This window comes from Novosphingobium naphthalenivorans NBRC 102051 (assembly GCF_001590985.1).
GTDB classification, from domain to species: Bacteria; Pseudomonadota; Alphaproteobacteria; order Sphingomonadales; family Sphingomonadaceae; genus Novosphingobium; species Novosphingobium naphthalenivorans.
The window spans coordinates 1-17,799 of sequence record NZ_BCTX01000086.1; the positions used below are offsets into that span (position 1 = coordinate 1).

The 17,799-nt window shown below is 64.9% G+C and carries 17 protein-coding genes; 4 read left to right on the forward strand and 13 right to left on the reverse strand.

Annotated features, from left to right (window positions below):
* Window positions 1-156: 156 nt before the first annotated feature.
* From trpS to secB, 3 genes are all read right to left on the reverse strand, one after another.
* Complete coding sequence (trpS, locus tag NN5_RS20765) at window positions 157-1,176, reverse strand: tryptophan--tRNA ligase (protein WP_067737763.1); 1,020 nt, start codon at window positions 1,174-1,176, stop codon at window positions 157-159.
* A 194-nt stretch (window positions 1,177-1,370) separates the two neighbouring features.
* Window positions 1,371-2,951, reverse strand: a complete 1,581-nt coding sequence (gene murJ / locus NN5_RS20770; protein WP_067737764.1) for a murein biosynthesis integral membrane protein MurJ — start codon at window positions 2,949-2,951, stop codon at window positions 1,371-1,373.
* Window positions 2,952-2,998: 47 nt separating this feature from the next.
* The gene (secB, locus tag NN5_RS20775) at window positions 2,999-3,517 is read right to left on the reverse strand and encodes a protein-export chaperone SecB (RefSeq protein ID WP_067737765.1); all 519 of its coding nucleotides are present in this window, start codon (window positions 3,515-3,517) and stop codon (window positions 2,999-3,001) included.
* 280 nt (window positions 3,518-3,797) lie between these two features.
* Between secB and NN5_RS20780 the strand changes: the two genes are divergently transcribed.
* From NN5_RS20780 to NN5_RS25355, 3 genes are read left to right on the forward strand one after another with little or no spacing between them, the layout of a single operon-like run.
* Window positions 3,798-4,481 (forward strand): Tim44/TimA family putative adaptor protein, encoded by a 684-nt coding sequence (locus tag NN5_RS20780; protein ID WP_067737768.1) that lies wholly within the window; start codon window positions 3,798-3,800, stop codon window positions 4,479-4,481.
* 40 nt (window positions 4,482-4,521) lie between these two features.
* Entirely contained in the window at window positions 4,522-5,733 is a 1,212-nt protein-coding gene (gene mltA / locus NN5_RS20785) for a murein transglycosylase A (protein ID WP_245656641.1), read from the forward strand.
* Window positions 5,730-6,311 (forward strand): Smr/MutS family protein, encoded by a 582-nt coding sequence (locus NN5_RS25355; protein ID WP_084385076.1) that lies wholly within the window; start codon window positions 5,730-5,732, stop codon window positions 6,309-6,311. Before mltA ends, NN5_RS25355 begins: the two co-directional genes overlap by 4 nt.
* On the opposite strand, the gene NN5_RS26025 is transcribed toward NN5_RS25355, so the two are convergent.
* From NN5_RS26025 to NN5_RS20830, 10 genes are all read right to left on the reverse strand, one after another.
* Window positions 6,198-6,644 carry a hypothetical protein gene (locus tag NN5_RS26025; protein WP_157081239.1) on the reverse strand — a complete coding sequence of 149 codons (447 nt, stop codon included), beginning with the start codon at window positions 6,642-6,644 and terminating at the stop codon, window positions 6,198-6,200. The two genes, NN5_RS25355 and NN5_RS26025, sit on opposite strands and share 114 nt — an antisense overlap.
* Before the next feature lie 167 nt (window positions 6,645-6,811).
* Window positions 6,812-6,997 carry a hypothetical protein gene (locus NN5_RS26415; RefSeq protein ID WP_169801027.1) on the reverse strand — a complete coding sequence of 62 codons (186 nt, stop codon included), beginning with the start codon at window positions 6,995-6,997 and terminating at the stop codon, window positions 6,812-6,814.
* A 194-nt stretch (window positions 6,998-7,191) separates the two neighbouring features.
* Window positions 7,192-8,793, reverse strand: a complete 1,602-nt coding sequence (gene ahpF, locus NN5_RS20795) for an alkyl hydroperoxide reductase subunit F (RefSeq protein WP_067737774.1) — start codon at window positions 8,791-8,793, stop codon at window positions 7,192-7,194.
* A gap of 121 nt (window positions 8,794-8,914) precedes the next feature.
* Complete coding sequence (gene ahpC, locus NN5_RS20800) at window positions 8,915-9,481, reverse strand: alkyl hydroperoxide reductase subunit C (RefSeq protein ID WP_067737777.1); 567 nt, start codon at window positions 9,479-9,481, stop codon at window positions 8,915-8,917.
* 581 nt (window positions 9,482-10,062) lie between these two features.
* Window positions 10,063-11,733 (reverse strand): anti-phage dCTP deaminase, encoded by a 1,671-nt coding sequence (locus NN5_RS20805; RefSeq protein WP_245656642.1) that lies wholly within the window; start codon window positions 11,731-11,733, stop codon window positions 10,063-10,065.
* A 407-nt stretch (window positions 11,734-12,140) separates the two neighbouring features.
* Window positions 12,141-13,394, reverse strand: coding sequence for an adenosylmethionine--8-amino-7-oxononanoate transaminase (locus NN5_RS20810; protein ID WP_067737779.1), 1,254 nt, complete (start codon window positions 13,392-13,394; stop codon window positions 12,141-12,143).
* Window positions 13,391-14,026, reverse strand: a complete 636-nt coding sequence (gene bioD / locus NN5_RS20815) for a dethiobiotin synthase (protein ID WP_067737781.1) — start codon at window positions 14,024-14,026, stop codon at window positions 13,391-13,393. Before bioD ends, NN5_RS20810 begins: the two co-directional genes overlap by 4 nt.
* 5 nt (window positions 14,027-14,031) lie before the next feature.
* Window positions 14,032-14,790: a methyltransferase gene (locus NN5_RS20820; RefSeq protein ID WP_067737782.1), complete on the reverse strand. Its 759-nt coding sequence runs from the start codon at window positions 14,788-14,790 to the stop codon at window positions 14,032-14,034.
* Window positions 14,787-15,413, reverse strand: a complete 627-nt coding sequence (locus tag NN5_RS20825; protein WP_067737784.1) for an alpha/beta fold hydrolase — start codon at window positions 15,411-15,413, stop codon at window positions 14,787-14,789. Before NN5_RS20825 ends, NN5_RS20820 begins: the two co-directional genes overlap by 4 nt.
* Window positions 15,410-16,573, reverse strand: coding sequence for an aminotransferase class I/II-fold pyridoxal phosphate-dependent enzyme (locus NN5_RS20830; RefSeq protein ID WP_067737787.1), 1,164 nt, complete (start codon window positions 16,571-16,573; stop codon window positions 15,410-15,412). Before NN5_RS20830 ends, NN5_RS20825 begins: the two co-directional genes overlap by 4 nt.
* Before the next feature lie 261 nt (window positions 16,574-16,834).
* Between NN5_RS20830 and NN5_RS20835 the strand changes: the two genes are divergently transcribed.
* Window positions 16,835-17,799 (forward strand): helix-turn-helix domain-containing protein (locus NN5_RS20835; protein WP_067737790.1); only part of this gene is annotated, 965 nt, incomplete at its 3' end.

The following is a 17,799-nucleotide window of genomic DNA, read 5'->3' on the forward strand; positions in this document are numbered from 1 at the left end:
CTAGCCGGCCGGAAGGGGCCTCCGAATCATGGCAGCGCCTACATAAAACCGCTCACCCTGAGCTTGTCGAAGGGTGTTGGAGCCAGCGTATGCCAGCGTCCTTCGACAGGCTCAGGACGAGCGGATCGGATTCCAGGGGCGGGACCTGCGCGTGCGTCAGCCCCGCACCAGCCCCAGTGCGTCGTAGGTTTTCTCCAGCGTCGGGATTGCCAGCGCCCGCGCCTTTTCCGCGCCCTTGCGCAGGATCGCGTCGAGCGCCTCGCGGTCCTCGCGCAGTTCGAGGAAGCGCGTATTGATCGGCGCGAGCTTCTCGACCAGCAGTTCGCCCAGCGCCGGCTTGAACTTGCCGAAGCCTTCGCCGCCGAACTGCGCCAGCACGTTGTCGACGCTCACGCCTGCCATCACGGCGTAGATGCCCACGAGGTTGGCCGCTTCGGGGCGCCCTTCCAGCCCGGCCTTGTCGCCTGGAAGCGGTTCGGGGTCGGTCTTGGCCTTCTTGATCTTCTGCATGATCGTGTCGGCATCGTCGGTCATGTTGATGCGGCTCATGTCCGAGGGATCGGACTTGCTCATCTTCGACGAACCGTCGCGCAGGCTCATGATGCGGGCCGCCTCGGGCGGGATGAACGGATCGGGCAGGGTGAACAGCGGCGCGTCTTCAGGGCAGAAGTCGTTGTTGAACTTCTGCGCGATGTCGCGGGCGAGTTCGAGATGCTGCTTCTGGTCCTCGCCCACCGGCACGTGAGTGGCCTGATAGATCAGCACGTCGGCGGCCTGCAGAACGGGGTAGGTGAACAGCGCGACCGACTGGCCCTCGCGGTTCTTGCCGGCCTTGTCCTTCCACTGCGTCATGCGGTTCAGCCAGCCCATGCGGGCAGTGCCGTTGAGCAGCCATTGCATTTCGGAATGCTGGGGAACCTGGGCCTGGTTGAACAGCACCGAGCGGTCGGGATCGATGCCGCAGGCGACCAGTGCGGCAACCATCTCGCGGGTGTTCGCGGCGAGATCTGCGGGAACGTGCGGCATCGAGATCGCGTGGAGGTCAGCGAGGAAATAGAGGCACTGCCCGCCGGTGGCGGCGGCGTCTTCCTGCATGGCGACCCAGTTGCGGATGGCGCCGAGGTAATTGCCGAGATGCAGGTTGCCGGTGGGCTGAATGCCGGAAACGATACGCATGGGTGCGTCCTTCATGAAACGTAGGAAAATGACACAGGAACCGTCCGGTCAGAGCGAACGGCGAAAGGGATCAGTCAGCGAGCGGCGCCGCGCCATCGCCAAGCCGCCCGGCCGGGACAACGGCCATGATTCCTGAGGGGCAAGAAAGCCTGCATGGGCCGTGCCCTTAGCACAGATCGGGGCTTTTGGAAGCCTTACGAGGCCTGCTTCGGACGGCGGCGGCGCAGCTGCGCGAGCAGGTCCTTGTCGAGCGCGCCGGTCACGTAGGCGATGCCGAAGAACACGACCATGCCGGCCCCGCACAGGACGCCCAGCGACCAGATCTTTTCGATCACGTTGCCGCTATAGCGATCCGCCATCAGCGGCATCAGGAGCAGCAGCACCACGCTCATGGCAACCGTGGCGATCAATTGCCGGCCGATCCGCCCGGCCAGCTTGCCGGTGAAGTGGAACCACCCCCGAATCTGCAGGACGGTGTAGAGCGTCAGCACATTGAGCGTGGAGGTGAACGCAGTCGCCGCGGCCAGGCCGACAATGCCGAAGCGGGGCACGACCACGATGTTGATGCCGATGTTCACGATCAGCGCTCCGGCGGAGATCCACACCGGCGTGCGCGTATCCTCGCGGCTGAAGAAGGCGGGCTGGAAGACCTTGACCAGCACGTAGCTGGGCAGGCCGGCCACCAGAGCGATGACGATGTCCGCCATGATCGCGCCGTTCGCCTGCGTCATCTTGCCGCCGACGAAGAAGGCCGTGACGAAGGCAGGCGCACAGATCGCCAGCGCGGCGGCGGCGGGCAGGGTGAGCAGCGTCGCCATTTCCACGGCATTGGCCTGCAGGCGCTGCGCCTCGCGCATGTCGCCGCCCTGGATATGGCGCGCGAGCATCGGCAGGATCGCCGTGCCCAGGGCAATGCCGACGATCCCGAGCGGCATCTGGTTCAGCCGGTCGGCATACTTCAGCAGAGTCAGCGAGCCTTGCGCCAGCGAGGTGGCGAAGAAAGTGTCGACGAACTGGCTGATCTGATAGACGCCCGCGCCGAACGTGGCGGGCAGGATCAGCATGGCGAGCCGTTTCACATCGGGCGTGAAATGCGGCGCGGTGATCTTCAGGCGCACGCCCGCCTTGCGCGTCGCCCAGGCCATGTAGAGCAGCTGGGCCAGACCCGCGGCAGCCACCGCGATGGCCTGGACATAGGCCACTGTCTCGTCGGTCCCGCCCGCTTCGCGCATGAAGTAGCCGGTCACGATACCGGCGATCAGCACCACGTTGAGCAGCACGGGCACGAAAGCCCCCGGCGCGAACTTCGAATGGGCGTTGAGCAGCCCGGAAAGCATCGCGACGAGGCTGACGAGGCCAAGATAGGGAAAGGTGATCCGAGAGAGCGTGACGGCCAGCTCGAACTTGCCGGGAACCGACTGGTACTCGCTGGCCAGAAGCCAGACGATGGCGGGCATCGCCAGCATGGCCAGCGCCGAAAAGCCCAGCAGGACCCAGATGAACACAGCGAGCACGTCGCTGGCGAACTTGTCGGCGGCGTCCTCGCCGCCCTCGCCTGCCAGCGTGCGCGTGTACATCGGCACGAAGGCCACGGAAAACGCGCCTTCGGCGAAGAGCCGCCGGAACGTGTTGGGCAGCACGAAGGCGAGCTGGAAGGCGTCCGCCGCCATTCCCGCCCCCAGAACGCGCGCGACCAGCATGTCGCGCACGAAACCGAACACGCGGCTGAGCGCGGTCAGCCCGCCGATCGTGCCGACGTTGCGAACCAGGCTCATCGCTGGGGGCCCTTCATGGCCGGTGCTGCTGGGGTGTCAGCGGACGGTCAGGCGTGGCCGACGGGTTCGCCCTGCTCGGCATCGGCCTGCTGCTGGGCCTGCGCCTGGAGCTGCTGCACGTAGAGGCCGTTGAAGTCGATCGGTTCGAGCATCAGCGGCGAGAAGCCGGCATCGCGCACGGCGTCGGCAATGACGCGGCGGGCGAAGGGGAACAGGATGCGCGGCGCTTCGGCGAAAAGGAACGCGTGGCTCTGCCCTTCGTCCAGATTGCGCATTCCGACCAGCGCGCAATAGCTCAGGTCGACGACGAACGCGGTGCCCGATTCGGACTTCGAGGAGCAGGTGATCTTCAGCTCGACTTCGTGCATTTCGCCTTCGATCGCGCGCGCGCCGATGTTGAACTGCACGTCGATCTGGGGCTGTTCCTGCCAGGAAAGGCTCTGCGGCGCGTTGGGGTTCTCGACCGAGAGGTCCTTGACGTACTGGGTGACGATGCCTGCTGCCGGTTCGGTGTCGGCGCCATTGCCCAGGTTGAGATCGGAGATGACGTTGCCTTCGTCGGCCATTGGTATGCTTTCCCGCAAAGAAATCTGTGTCAGCGGGCGCGCCTAGAGCATTTTGCGGCCGCGTGGAACACCTGCTGGGGGAAAATATGAGTCAGGGGGGCTCTCTTTGCAGGGGCTTCCAGGCAGAACATTGCCGAAAAATCGCGGAAAAAATGCCCCGATCCGGGTGCTCACGCGTTGTTCATTTGTAAACTGTACCTATCTCAGGCTATGTGAAATGCTGCAGCACGACTCTTCATCCGAGTGCCTGTGTATGCAGACGAAAGGGATAAAAAGGGACGTGACACCGGAAATCGTGATCCTGGCCATGATTGCAGCATTCCTGGGGCTGCGGCTGTACTCTGTGCTGGGGCGTCGTGCCGAGCATGAGGAAGAGCCGATCCAGGGGCGCTTCGAAGGCCGTCAGGACCGTCCGGGTGGCCCGCGTGTCCCTGTCCAGCCCAAGGCAGACGCCAAGACAGACAGCCGCGGCGAGCAGGCGCAGCGCCTGCGCGAAATGCCGCTGGCCCCGCCGACGGCCGAGCGCGGGCTTGCCGAAATCGCCAATGCCGACCGCCGCTTTGACGCTTTTGCCTTCCTCGAAGGCGCGCGCGGTGCCTATCGCATGATTCTCGAGGCGTTCTGGAAGGGCGACAAGGCCGAACTGCGGCATTTGTGCGACGAAGATGTCTATTCCAGCTTCGCCGGCGCGATCGATGCGCGCATCGAAGCGGGTGAGACGCTGGACAACCGGCTGGTGCGGATCGAGGAATGCTCGGTGGTGTCCGCTGGCGTGGAGAACGGTTCCGCCCGGATTACCCTGCGCTTCCGGGCCGACATTGCCGCCGTTACCCGCAATGCCGATGGCGAAGTGATTGCCGGTTCGCTCGACGATGCGATCGAGGCCGTCGATGTCTGGACCTTCACCCGCGCGCTCAATTCGCCCGATCCCGACTGGCTGCTCGACGAAACCGATCAGGGCTGAGCCCTACCGTCGGCAGACACTGCTCCACGGGAGATAGAATTTGCGGGGAGGGAGCGTGCTGGCGGCGCGGCGCAAGGGCAGGCTGATTCGGCGGTCTGGCGCACTTTCGCTTCTGGCCCTGCTGGCATCCTGCGCCAGTGTCGTTCCCCGCGTGCCGCAGCCGGGATTGCCGCCACCGGAAACCGCCGTGGCGCTTGGTGTCCGGGCCGGACCGTCCGTAGCGGATCTGGCCTTGAACGAGCCCGATGCCGCGGCCGCGCTGGCCTCGTTCCGCGAGAGTTGCCCGCGCCTGATGTCGCGCAGCGATGGCAGTGACCTTACCCGTCCGGACGACTGGCGGCAGGCCTGCACGGCGGCGGCGAACTGGGGGACCGGTTCTGCGGTCCTGTTCTTCCTCAGCTATTTCGAGACGGCGCAGGTCGGTGACGGCAAGGCCTTTGCCACCGGCTATTACGAACCGGAAATCGCCGGGTCGCGCACGCGGCTGCCCGGGTTCGACGTGCCGGTCTATGGCCTGCCGCCCGATCTGGTGCGGGCGAAGCCGGGCGATGCCGCGCCCTTGAGCAATGGCAAAATGCCGCTCGGCCGGTATGGCCCGGACGGCACTTTCACCTCGTATTACGATCGCGCCGCGATCGAGCAAGGCGCGCTGATGGGGCGCGGGCTGGAGATTGCCTGGGCTGCCGATCCGGTCGAGCTGTTCTTCCTGCAGGTGCAGGGATCGGGCCGCCTGCGCGCGCCGGACGGCACGGTCATGCGGATCGGCTATGCCGGCCAGAACGGATTGCCCTATACCGGTATCGGCGCGGTCATGCGCCAGCGCGGGCTGATCGGCGATGGGCCGGGGCAATATCCCGGCTCGATGCAGGGCATCATGCAGTATATCCGCGAGCATCCGGCCGAAGGCCGGGCGCTGATGGATGAAAACAAGTCCTACGTGTTCTTCAAGGAGCTGACCGGGGACGGGCCCCTGGGGTCGCTGAACGTGCCGGTGCGACCGCGCAGTTCGGTTGCTACCGATCCGCGCTTCGTGCCGCTTGGCGCGCCGGTCTGGCTCGGTCTCGATCGCAGCGAGGCCAGCGGGTTGTGGATCGCGCAGGATATCGGCGGGGCCATCAAGGGCGCCAACCGCTTCGATACGTTCTGGGGCGCCGGTGAGGCCGCGCGCACGACGGCGGGCGGAATGAGCGCCCATGGCAAGGCGCTGCTGCTGCTGCCGAAAGGGACGCTGGCCCGGCTGGGCGTGCAATGAGGCGGCCGGGCCGCAGGCTGACGAAAGAGGAAGCGGAAGTCTGGGCGCAAGTCGCGCGGACGGTCGCTCCGCTTCACCCGTCGCGTCCCGAATCCCGCGTGCAACCGAAAGCCATGGCGGCGGAGCCTGCGGGCGACCCGGTCCCTCCGGTGGCCAAGAAGAAGGTCAAGGGACGGGTGCCGCCGCCGCTGGTGCCTCCGCCATTGCCGCCCAAGGCGAAAGGCGAAGCGCAGCTCCATCTCGACGGTTCGTGGGAAAAGCGGATCGCCAAAGGCGCGCTGGTGCCGGATTTCAGCCTGGACCTGCACGGATCGAATCTCGACCAGGCCTATAGCCGCCTGATGCACGGGTTGATGCAGGCCAGGGCACTGGGGGCCCGGGTGGTGCTGGTGGTGACGGGGAAGCCGCGTGCCGGCGACGCCATGGACCGCAGCGAGCGGCGCGGCGCCATCCGTGCCAAGATTTCAGACTGGCTCGCCGCCAGCGAGCACGCCTCGGACATCGTGGCCATCAGGGGCGCGCACCGGCGCCATGGTGGCCAGGGGGCTCTCTACCTCGTGCTGCGTAAACGACGTTAGGCTGTCCTGCTGCTGCGGGCGGCGGCCGGTGAGCACGGGAAACAGCCGCAGGCAGATCAGCAGGACGCAAGGCCAGAACCAGGTTGCGGCCATGTCGCGCAAGGTATCGTGCCAGCGCCAGGAACCATGCGTGACCCGGTCGACCATTTCGTTGGCGAGTTCCAGCACGATCACGGGCACCAGTGTCCAGAGCGAATAGAGCGGCCTGCGCAGCGTCAGCCCGGCGAAAAGCCAGATCAGCAGGCCCGCGTAAGTATGCGCGAACTTGTCGGGCTGGGGGCACAGGCTGACGATCCAGTTGATCGTATGTTCGTACTGCTGGAAGAAGTTCATGGCCGCCTTATGCCGCAGTGCAACAAGAGTGTCGAGCGCATCGGGATGGGACGCATGGCGTTCCCGCCAAGCCGATGCGCCGGACAAGCGGCCGTAGTGCCGGAATTGCGGGCTCCGGCCCGCCCGGGTTAAGCAGTAGCGCGAAAGGCGTCAGTGGGGAGGCGGACTTAGCCGAAGCGGGCGTTCAGGTCCGAAGCGACATCGCCGTTTCTTGCAAGGGCGAAAGTCATGGGGCCTGATCTGCGCAGGGACTGGCAAATCCATATCCCTTTTTCTTCACAATATTCGCGAAGTTCGTAGAAGTTGTCTTCTCTATAAGCGAAGCGATGGAATTCCGATATATTATTATTCATGTGGTTCTATATATATCATATTCCTCAAATTTTCAACCCGTGGGAAGGGTGGGACTTTTTTCCCGCAAGGGAAATGGGTTCCAGTGATGCACGAAGACGCGAAAATGCCGGCTCCGGCCGGATGGAGCACAGGAAAACGGGCGGGCACCTTCCGGCCCCGCCCGCATCGGATTTCTGCAATGGGAAGCCCGGGATCAGCCGAATTCGGTAACTTCGGCCGGGGCCTCGTTGCGGATCAGGTAATCGAAGGCCGACAGTGCCGCCTTGGCGCCTTCGCCCATCGAGATGATGATCTGCTTGTAGGGCACCGTGGTCGCGTCGCCTGCCGCAAACACGCCGGGCAGGTTGGTCGCGCCCTTGGCGTCGATCACGATCTCGCCGCGCGGGCTGAGTTCCACGCCGCTGTCCTTGAGCCACTCGGTGTTGGGCACCAGACCGATCTGGACGAACACGCCTTCCAGTTCGACGTGCTTTTCCGCGCCGCTCTCGCGGTCCTTGTAGGACAACCCGTTCACCTTCTCGCCGTCGCCGGTGACTTCGGTGGTCTGGGCCGAGACGATGATGTCGACATTCGCCATCGAGCGCAGCTTGTCGACCAGAACCTGGTCGGCACGCAGCTTCGCGTCGAACTCGATCAGCGTCACGTGGCCAACGATATTGGCCAGATCGATCGCTGCTTCGACGCCCGAGTTGCCGCCGCCGATCACCGCGACGCGCTTGCCCTTGAACAGCGGACCGTCGCAGTGCGGGCAATAGGCAACGCCCTTGGTCTGGTACTCGCTCTCACCCGGCACGCCCAGATTGCGCCAGCGCGCACCGGTCGAGAGGACGAGGCTGCGGGCCTTCAATGAGGCGCCGTTCTCGAACACCACCTCGTGATAGCCGCCCAGCTCGGTGGCCGGGATCAGCTTTTCGGCGCGCAGCAGGTTCATCACGTCGATCTCGTATTCCTTGACGTGGGTTTCCAGCGCGGCCGCCAGCTTGGGGCCTTCGGTATAGGGGACCGAGATGAAGTTTTCGATGCCCATGGTGTCCTGCACCTGCCCGCCGAAGCGTTCAGCCGCGATGCCGGTGCTGAAGCCCTTGCGCGCGGTGTAGATCGCGGCCGAGGCGCCGGCGGGGCCGCCGCCGATCACGAGCACTTCGAACGGCTTCTTTTCGGCCAGCTTCGCGGCGGCCTTGGCCGCCGCGCCGGTGTCGAGCTTGGCGAGGATCTCTTCGAGGCTGATCTTGCCCGAAGCCCACATTGCGCCGTTCAGGAACGTGGCGGGCACGGCCATGACGCCGCGTTCCTCGACTTCGGCCTGATAGGTGCCGCCTTCGATCAGCGTGACCTTGGCCTTGGGGTTCTTGAGCGCGATCAGCGTCAGCGCCTGCACCACGTCGGGGCAGTTGTGGCAGGACAGCGAGAAGAACATTTCGAAGTTCATCTCGTCCCCGGCACCATTGGCAAGCGCGGCAATCTGTTCCAGCGCCTCGTCGGAGACCTTGGGCGGGTGGCCGCCGGCCCAGAGCAGGGCGAGCACCAGCGAGGTGAATTCGTGGCCCAGCGGCACGCCGGCAAAGCGCACTTCGGCTTCGGGCCGGGCCTTCGCGGCGATCGTGAAACTGGGCTTGCGGGCATTGTCGCCGTCGAACCGGGCGCTGACCTTGTCGGACAGGCCGCTGATCGTTTCCAGCAGTTCGCGGGTTTGCGCCGATTTCGCATCATCGCCAAGCGAGGCGACGAGCTCGATCGGCTCGCGCAACATGCCGAGGTACTGCGAGAGCTGCTGCTTCAGATTGGCGTCGAGCATGGGAGAGGGTCCTTGAGACTATGCGTGTGATGAAAGGGGGCGGCCCGGGGCGCGGCTCCAGGGGAGGGAGGCCCCGGGCCGCGCACCTTCGCGCGCGACCCGTGGGTGCCGCTGCGCGGTCTTAGAGCTTGCCGACGAGGTCGAGCGAGGGAGCCAGCGTTTCGGCGCCTTCTTCCCACTTGGCCGGGCAGACCTGGCCGGGGTGTTCGCGCCAGTACTTGGCGGCCTTGATCTTGCGGACGAGTTCGGCAGCGTTGCGGCCCACGCCCTCGGGGGTGATTTCCATGACCTGGATCACGCCGTCCGGATCGATCACGAAAGTCGCGCGGTCAGCGAGGCCGACGCCTTCGCGCAGCACGCCGAAGTTGTTCGACAGGTCGTGGTTCTGGTCGCCCAGGAACGCGTACTGGCACTTCGAGATCTTGTCCGAGGTGTCGTGCCAGGCCTTGTGGCAGAAGTGGGTGTCGGTCGAAACGCCGAACACTTCGACGCCCAGGCCCTGCAGGGTTTCGTACTGGTCGGCGAGGTCTTCGAGTTCGGTGGGGCAGACGAAGGTGAAGTCGGCCGGGTAGAAGAAGAAGACGGCCCACTTGCCGGCGATGTCGGCTTCGGTGACGTCGTAGAAGTCCTTGCCGGCCTGGAAGGCGGTGTTCTTGAACGGCTTGATGGTGCTGCCGATGATACCCATTGTCGTATGCTCCCTCGATTGGGTGTTGAACTGACGAGAGGGAGATAGGCGCACCGCGTGACGATTTGTAGCGCGATGAATCGATTGGCTTGATCGAATACGCCGATCAGTCGGCGATGGATTGTGCGATTTCACCGATAAGATGTGGGTTGAGGGCAGCTGGACGGTTCGCCGGGCGGCGAATGGCGCGGTGCGGGGCGCTAATTTTTCAAACTTCGCCCACTTAGGGTGCGGTAAGAGTTTCAGAAAATCGTTGTTTTCCAGAAGCGTGCAGGCCGCGGAACTTCACGCCGCAAGGCTGCGGATTTGGCGGGAGGGATGAACGGTTCAAGGAGCAGGGCAAGCAGATGCCGCGCGCAGTGTGTCAGGGTTGGGGTGTGTAGGAAAGTTTCGGTGAGTTTGGGCCGAGGCGCGAACCGTTCCGCAGATGACGTGATTGGCGATCTGCGCGGCATCCTGTTGCACAACTTACTGCTCAAAACAAAATCGAACAATTCTCGATCTCGTAACCAATATAACTGATCGATGTAGAAGCAAATCACCAAAGTTTACAATAATTTTATATTATAAAGCTGGTTCGTTCAGTTTTTTTGCCTAAATTGCCACCATTTTTTTCCTTGGTTTGTATTTCGAGGTGGGTCGGTCGCTGTGCCTGTATCCACTGCGTCGGCAACAGGACCTTCAAAATCCCCTGCGAGTTGGCTGATCTCCCAAGCTTCAGAATCAACATAGGTAGGAATCGGAGAGTCAATCATCGGCCTCGGATGACCCTCATACCATTCAACAGCGTCGCCGTTTTTCTTCTTACGTCGACCTTTCTGGAAAATGTCCCTATACCGATAAGGAGAGATTCCCAAGAAAGGCATGAACGAAACGTGGGTTTCGCTCTCTTGCTCGATCTCAATCTCGTTTTCGTGGAGTTCCTTCGCCTTGCTTTTAGGGTAGGGTTCCATGAACACCACCTTAGAGATGCCCGCTGCGAGAACGTGTTTCGTACAATTGTGGCAGGGAAAAGTGGTGCAGAAGAGAGTAGCTCCTTTGAGCGAACGACCCAACCGAGCAGCATCACAGATTGCGCACATTTCGGCGTGGACCACTCGTCCATATTCTGTCAGGTCTGTAACAGCAGCTCCGTAAAGTGCACCTTCGCCTACGGCGGGGGTCGAAGAGGGCTTTTGCGTCAGTCTATCGACGATCTGGGCTGAGTTACCGATTTGTTGCGCGGCTTCCGACAACATGCCTCCTCGCTGCAGCCTCTCCATGAGATCGCGGATCACCTCACGCTTCAAAAGATCATTGGGATCGTGGCCAATTTTAATGTCGCGGAAGTCTGGGTCTTCACCGTCCCAGTAAGTGCCACCAAACGCCTTTGGGACTTCGTTGCATCCTTGGGTAATGATCTCCCCTTCCGCTGAAAAAATAGCGGCGCCGACTTGCCGGGAAAGGTCGCTTGATCGAAGGGCCGCCGATTTGGCGGCATACATGCCGTACTCTGCCTTGGTAGGAGCGATTTCCGTCTTACCGAACAGGGCATCGACGAATCGTACAGTCTTCGCCTTCATTTCCTCTTTGTGAATACCATCAATGAAAACGTCTGCCCGGTGGAAGGTCTCTCGAAGGTGCTGGCCATGGACGTCGCCATCCTCATTCATGTCTCGATGCATAAGTTTGTCTGCCCGGGCGCTGATCTCATGGTCAGGCACATCAAGATGTAATGAGCGCTTCAACTTTTGCTCGATAATCCGCTTCCTGCTTTCTGCGGAACCATACGCAGAGATCAAAATGAACTGACGGCCATACACCCGACGTAGAAGTTCCACCTCTTCCGGCCGCTTGAGTTGTCTTATCACGTAGGCGGTTCTCGCCGACACCGCTTCTTCAGGCGGAGTTGTATCGTGTAGGTCTTCCTGCGATTCTAGGTTGTTATAAGTCGAGCACGAGGCGCGAGATTGCCTGATCGCTCGAATGGCGAAGCGCATCAATGTGTCGGCTGCGTTGTAACGACGGCATACAGCGCTCGCATGGTCCATTTTGTAGGCCATCGTAGCTTCATAATCTGAAGTTGAAGTTTGGGCGACCTCCGTTGGCTCACCTTTGATCTCGTCTGTTATGCGAATTGGAACCGTGGAATAATCCACAGCTTGAAGCGCTTCGGTGAGCGTGTTTGAAATCGCGTCGATATCAATGCCAATGGGGCCAGCAATGCCGAAAATCAGCTCCGGATAGACAATCGGATTCGGCTCGTCAGGCATTTTCCCTCCCCTCGCAGCATTGCGGTGGCGAAAGGAATGTGATTCAGTCAGAAATGCAAGCGGCAATGAAAGGGAGGCCATATGACCGTCAGCGATCAAAGAACTCTTGATGCTATCGCGGGTGTGTCTAGAACTGCCGATAGGCTAGCCCGCCGAATGGGAGGCCATTACGTTATGAAAGACGAATGGCGTCAAGCACTTGATAATCTCAATGCTCAGCGACGCGAAGCGCAGGCTGGACAGGAGACTGGCGACGGCTCTCAATCAATCTCTGCGTGATTTCGGATCCTTGCTATCGGGCTTGGTGTTGCAGAATTTTAATCGCGCAAGACTTTACAGGCAATTAAGTCTGACAAGTTAAGTACACGACAATAAGGCGGCTAGCGAAGCAGCAGCCCCGCAAAACTTCAAAACGAAATCACCGCCTCGCCGATCGCGTTCCACACTTCGCCAAGCTGCTCGTCGGTAATGCAATAGGGCGGCATCACATAGACCGTGTTCCCGAGCGGGCGCAGCAGCACGCCCCGCTCGCGGAAGAAGGCCATCAGGCGCGGGGCGAGGGTGTCGAGGTAGCCGCCTTCGCCGCTCGTCTTGAGGTCCAGCGCGGCGATCGTGCCCAGCGTGCGCGCATTGTCGAAGTGGCAGAACTGGCCGAGCTTCTCCAGCCACTCGGCCTGCTTGCCCGCCAGCGCGGCAATGCGTTCCCGCACCGGTTCCTCGCGCCAGATCGCGAGATTGGCGTTGGCCGCCGCGCAGGCGATGGGGTTGGCGGTGTAGCTGGAGGAGTGGAAGAACATCTTCGCGCGGTCGGTGGACCAGTGCGCCTCGAAAATGGGCTCGCTCGCCATGGTGACGGCCAGCGGCACTGCGCCCCCGGTCAGGCCCTTGGAGAGGCACAGGATGTCCGGCACCACGCCCGCCTGTTCGCAGGCAAGCAGGGTGCCGGTGCGGCCCCAGCCGGTCATGACCTCGTCGGCCAGGAACAGCACGCCGTGCGCCGCGCAGATCGCGTGCATGGCGGCGAGCGTTTCGGCGGAATAGACCAGCATCCCGCCCGCGCCGAGCACCAGCGGCTCGACGATCAGCGCGGCAGTGTCCGGCGCCTTGCAGAAGGCCTCCAGCGCGTCGAGCGTGGCTTGCTCCGCGCCTGCTGCCGGGAAGGGAATGCGCGCCACGTCGAACAGCAGCGGCTCGTAGGGCTGGTTGAACACCCCGCGCGCGCCCACCGACATCGCGCCGATGGTGTCTCCGTGGTAGCTGTGCTCCATCACCACCACGCGGTGGCGGGCTTCGCCGCGTGCGTGCCAGTAGCCGAGCGCCATCTTCAGCGCGACTTCGACGCTGGTGGAGCCGGAATCGGAGAAGAACACCCGCGTCAGGCTTTCGGGTATCACCGCGCGCAGGCCTGCGGCCAGATCCTCGGCCGGCTGGTGGGTCCAGCCCGCGAAGATCATCTGGTCGAGCTTGTGCGCCTGATCCGCGATGGCGGCCATGATCCGGGGGTGGCAATGCCCGTGCGTCGTCACCCACCACGAGGAGATCGCGTCGATCACCGCCTGCCCCTCCGCCGTGTGGAGCAGGGCGCCCTCGGCGCGCTCCACCAGCGGGACCGGCTCGCCCAGGCCGTGCTGGGTGAAGGGATGCCACACGGACGAGGTCATGCGGTGAAGTCTTCCAGCTTGAAGTGCGTGGCAAAGGCGGTGCGCAGGGCCTTGGGGGACAGCGGCTCCATCAGCGGCAGCCGGCCGAGGCGTTTCACATGCCCCATGGCGCAGATGGTCGCTTCGCTGTCTTCTACCGGATCGCCGACGAAGGCCACGCCCAGCAGCGGCACGCCGCGCGCGCGCAACGCCTCGATCGAGAGCAGGGTGTGGTTGATCGTGCCGAGACTGGTGCGCGCGACCAGCACCACCGGCTTGCCCCAGCGGGCAAACTGATCGGCATACGTCTCGCTCCGGCTGATCGGCACCAGCACGCCGCCGGCGCCCTCGACCACCAGCGGGCCCTCGACTTGCGGCAGGGCAAGGCGGGCCGGGTCGATGACGACACCGTCGATCTCGGCGGCAAGGTGCGGCGAGCAGGGCGTGGTGAGGGAGTAGCTTTCGGGCAGGACCCGTTCGCAAGGCAGCTCGGCCATCCAGGCGACGCGTTCGGCATCGGTACCGTCTTCCTCGATCCCCGCCTGCACCGGTTTCCAGTAACAGGCGCCCAGTGCGGCGGTGAGCGCGGCGGCGAAGACGGTCTTGCCGATGCCGGTATCCGTGCCGGTAACGATCAGGGTGTGTGAAGACATGGGTGTTACCTAGCGCGGCGGAAGTGGCAGGTCACGACTTCGTATGTGACTTTGCCGCCATTCCGTTCGAAAACGTCCATCACGCCGCGCAGTGCGCGCGGGGAAAGCGGGCGGTGCCCCGCCTGCGCCGTGCCCGCGCCGATCGCCTTGACCGCGTGGAGGAAGGCGCGCGCGCTGGCGTGGTGTTCGATGCGGTTTTCGACGGCCGGGGCTTCGGGGTCGAGGCCTGCAAAAGCCGCTGCGGGGGCGAAGGACGGCGTGCCCGCCTCCAGTCCGAGCGCCTCGTGCGCGGCGCGCCACTCGGCGAAGCTGCCGGGGCCGAGCGTGGTGACGAGGCCATGCCCGCCCGGCGCTAGCCACCCGGCCATGCGGGCAAGGGCGGCGGGCGCATCCTCGAACCATTGCAGCGCAAGGCTGGAGCAGATGAGGTCGAAGGGTGCGCCTTCGGGCGTGCCGTGCTCGCCATCGAGCACGGCGAAGCGGTGGCGGGAACTGCCGCCCAGCCGTGCGCGGCAGCGTTCGAGCATGTCCGGGGCCAGATCCGTTACCAGCCATTCGCCGCCCACGCCCGCTTCGGCGAGGGCCTGCGTCAGGAACCCGGTGCCGCAGCCGATCTCCAGCACGCGCGGGTTTTCCGGCAGGTCGAGCGCGGCGATCCGCGCGGCCAGTGCCTGCGCAACCTCGCGCTGGACGCGGGCGTGCCGGTCATAGTCCTGCGCTCCGGCAAAGGCCCGGGCGATGCGCGCGCGCTGTCCTCCCGTCATAGCAGCGCCGCCACGGCCCCGCGCACCGCTTGCGCGCAAAGCTGCGGGTTTTCGAGCGGGAGGAGGTGCCCGGCCGTCTCGTGATCGAGCCGGTGCACGTCGCACCCGGCGAACGTGGCGGCGCGCATCTCCGCGGGCAGCAGGGGATCGCGCCCGCCGTGCAGCACGACCACCGGCACGCGCGGCAGCGGCGGACGGGCATCGCGCAGGCGCAGCAGGTCGGCATAGAGCGGTTCGGAATCGACATCGATCCCGCTGGCAGGCTCCCCGGCGCCGCAGGTCTTGCGGAACTCGGCCAGCACGGCGCGCGGGTCCGCTTCGAAGCGGCGCAGCATCCGGTCGACCACGCGCACCGCCACGCCGGGCTTGCCGGGCAGGGCGGTGAAACGCTCGAAGCCATTGATCGCCACCAGCCCGGCAAGGTCCGGCGGCGGATCGGCGAGCACGCGCATGGCACCGAAGCTGTGCGTCACGGCCAGGCAGGGCCCCGCGACGTCCGGAGTGAAGGCTGCGCCGAAATAGCCCCGGTCGTCGGCCACGGTCTCCCATTCGGGCAGCAGCGCGATCAGCGGGTCCCAGAAATGCCGGTCGAAGCCCCAGCCGTGCGCGAAGAGCAGTTTCACAAGGCCGCCCCGATCGCGGCGAGCAGCGCGTCGATATCGGCTTCGCAGTGGCCCGCGCGCAAGGCGAGGCGCAGGCGGCTGGTGCCCGGCGGGACCGTGGGCGGACGGATCGCGGAGGCCAGGAAACCGGCCGCTTCCAGCCGGGCCGAAAGCGCCATGGCGTCGGCCTCGGCGCCGATCATGGCGGGCACGATCTGGGTCGACGAAGCGCCATGGTCCAGTCCCAGCGCGGCAAGGCCTGTGCGCAGCCGGTCGCCCAGCGCGGCCAGATGCGCGCGCTCGGCGTCCATGCCGGGCACGAGGTCGAGCGCCGCGTCGATCGCGCCCAGCACGCCGGGCGGCGGCGCGGTGGTGAAGACGAAGCCGCTCGCGGCATTGACGAGATAGTCGATCAACACTTGCGATCCGGCGATATAGGCCCCGAACCCGCCCAGCGCCTTGCTGAACGTGCCCATGATGAGGTCGATCTGCCCCGGCACCGTGGCGCTGAGCCCCCGCCCCTGCGGGCCGAGCACGCCGGTCGCGTGCGCCTCGTCCACGAACAGCGCGGCGTCGTATTTCCCGGCGAGGGCGGCAAGGCGGGTCATGTCGGCCCGGTCGCCGTCCATCGAGAAGACGCTTTCGGTCAGGATCAGGCGCATGGGGGCGCCAGCACCTTTGTTCGCCAGCAGCGTTTCGAGGTGGTCTAAGTCGTTGTGGTGGAAACGGTGCTGGCGCACCCCGGCCATGGCGATCCCGGCGTGCATGCTGGCGTGGATCAGCCGGTCGGTGAACACCATCGCGCCCGGCATGGCGGCGAGCAGCGCCGGGATCACCGCGGCATTGGCCTGCCAGCCGCTGGCGAAGATCAGCGCCGCCTCGGTGCCTTTGAACGCGGCGATTTTCGCTTCGAGCGCCAGATGCGCCTCGCTGGTGCCCGTCACCAGACGCGACGCGCCCGAGCCGGTGCCTTGCGCGGCGGTCCATGCGCAGGCCCGCTCGATCAGTAGCGGATGGCGGGCAAGGCCGAGATAGTCGTTGCTGGAAAAATCGATGTGTTCGCGCCCTTCGCGCAGCACCCGCCCGCCCGGCGCGAGGGTGCTGGCGCGCAGGGTCCGCCGCTGCCCGGCGCCGTCAATCCGGGCCAGGGCGGCGGCAAGGGGGGAATCGAGCCGGCTCATCGTCGCTGCCGGTATGGCATGGCGCGCGCCGAGACAATGGCTGGATGCGCCCGGATGCCAATCTGTGCTGCGCCGGAGTCGCTTCGTGGTGCACGGCGTGCTAAACAGGGCGCAGGTAATTGTCTCAGTTTCGGGACACCGGCCGGCCGGATAAAGTCCCGGTTGCTTGTGCCGCATCAAGGCGGCGGCATGGTCGGGTCCATAAAACAACGAAAGGCTTGGCGCGTTTACGCACGCGCCGGGCGGTGAGGAGACGGACGGATGACGGGCAAAAGGTCCAGTCACAGCGACAGGGTTCTCGATACGGTGCAGTCGGGCAATGCGGCGGCGGTGTCCGCCGTTGCGGCTTCGTGGTGCCGTTCGGCTTTGCGTCATGGCCTCGATCCTTCCGTCGCGCGGCGCAGCGAGCGGCTGAGCGAAGGCGAACTCGCCGCGCTGCGCCATGCCAATGACGAATTGCTCGCCGCGGCCGCGCCCGCGCTGGACACTCTGTTCGGCTCGGTCGGGCGGACAGGGGCCTGCGTGATCTTGTCCAATGTCGACGGCGTGGTTCTGGAAGCCCGCACGAGCGTGTCGGAAACCGGGCTCTACGATGCCGTCGGGCTGGCCAAGGGGGCGGTCTGGAGCGAGGCGGCGGAAGGCACTAACGGCATCGGCACTTGTCTTGTCGAACAGCGCCCGGTGGCGATCCTGCGCGGCGAGCATTTCGCCAGCCGCAATATCGGCGTCTCGTGTCTGGACGCGCCGGTCTTCGATCCCGATGGCCGCCTGGTGGCTGCGCTCGACGTGTCCAGCGCGCGGCCCGAACATGGCGATGCCATGGCGGCGATGATCGCCGCGCTGGTGCAGGACGCGGCGCGTTCGATTGAGCGCGACTATTTCTGCCGCCGCTTCGCGCAGGCGCGCATCGTGCTGGCGGGGGAAGGGGCCGGTGGCGGCCCGTCACTGCTGGCGGTCGACCGCGACGATCTCGTCATCGGCGCGACGCGCATGGCCAGGAAGCAGCTTGGCCTAGGCGCCGACGCCGCGCTCACCCCGCGCCCGCTCGCCGACGTGCTGGGACAGGGCGTGGCGGCCGGATTCGAGGATGGCGAGAGGGCCGTGCTGCGGCAGGCCCTGGCCCGCTCGAACGGCAATGTCGCCGCCGCCGCCCGCCTGCTCGGCATCGGCCGCGCGACGATGTACCGCCGCATGGAACGCGCGGGCATGGCTGGCGGGGTGCATTG

Coding starts and splice junctions, on each gene's coding strand:
- murJ (WP_067737764.1), bottom strand. CDS start 2,951: ATGAGCCTGGTTCGCAACGTCGGCACGATCGGCGGGCTGACCGCGCTC.
- NN5_RS20830 (WP_067737787.1), bottom strand. CDS start 16,573: ATGAGCCGGCTCGATTCCCCCCTTGCCGCCGCCCTGGCCCGGATTGAC.
- NN5_RS26025 (WP_157081239.1), bottom strand. CDS start 6,644: ATGAACTTCTTCCAGCAGTACGAACATACGATCAACTGGATCGTCAGC.
- ahpC (WP_067737777.1), bottom strand. CDS start 9,481: ATGGGTATCATCGGCAGCACCATCAAGCCGTTCAAGAACACCGCCTTC.
- ahpF (WP_067737774.1), bottom strand. CDS start 8,793: ATGCTCGACGCCAATCTGAAGCAGCAGCTCTCGCAGTACCTCGGCATG.
- trpS (WP_067737763.1), bottom strand. CDS start 1,176: ATGCGTATCGTTTCCGGCATTCAGCCCACCGGCAACCTGCATCTCGGC.
- NN5_RS20805 (WP_245656642.1), bottom strand. CDS start 11,733: ATGCCTGACGAGCCGAATCCGATTGTCTATCCGGAGCTGATTTTCGGC.
- secB (WP_067737765.1), bottom strand. CDS start 3,517: ATGGCCGACGAAGGCAACGTCATCTCCGATCTCAACCTGGGCAATGGC.
- bioD (WP_067737781.1), bottom strand. CDS start 14,026: ATGTCTTCACACACCCTGATCGTTACCGGCACGGATACCGGCATCGGC.
- NN5_RS20810 (WP_067737779.1), bottom strand. CDS start 13,394: ATGACCTCGTCCGTGTGGCATCCCTTCACCCAGCACGGCCTGGGCGAG.
- NN5_RS20820 (WP_067737782.1), bottom strand. CDS start 14,790: ATGACGGGAGGACAGCGCGCGCGCATCGCCCGGGCCTTTGCCGGAGCG.
- NN5_RS26415 (WP_169801027.1), bottom strand. CDS start 6,997: ATGAATAATAATATATCGGAATTCCATCGCTTCGCTTATAGAGAAGAC.
- NN5_RS25355 (WP_084385076.1), top strand. CDS start 5,730: ATGAGGCGGCCGGGCCGCAGGCTGACGAAAGAGGAAGCGGAAGTCTGG.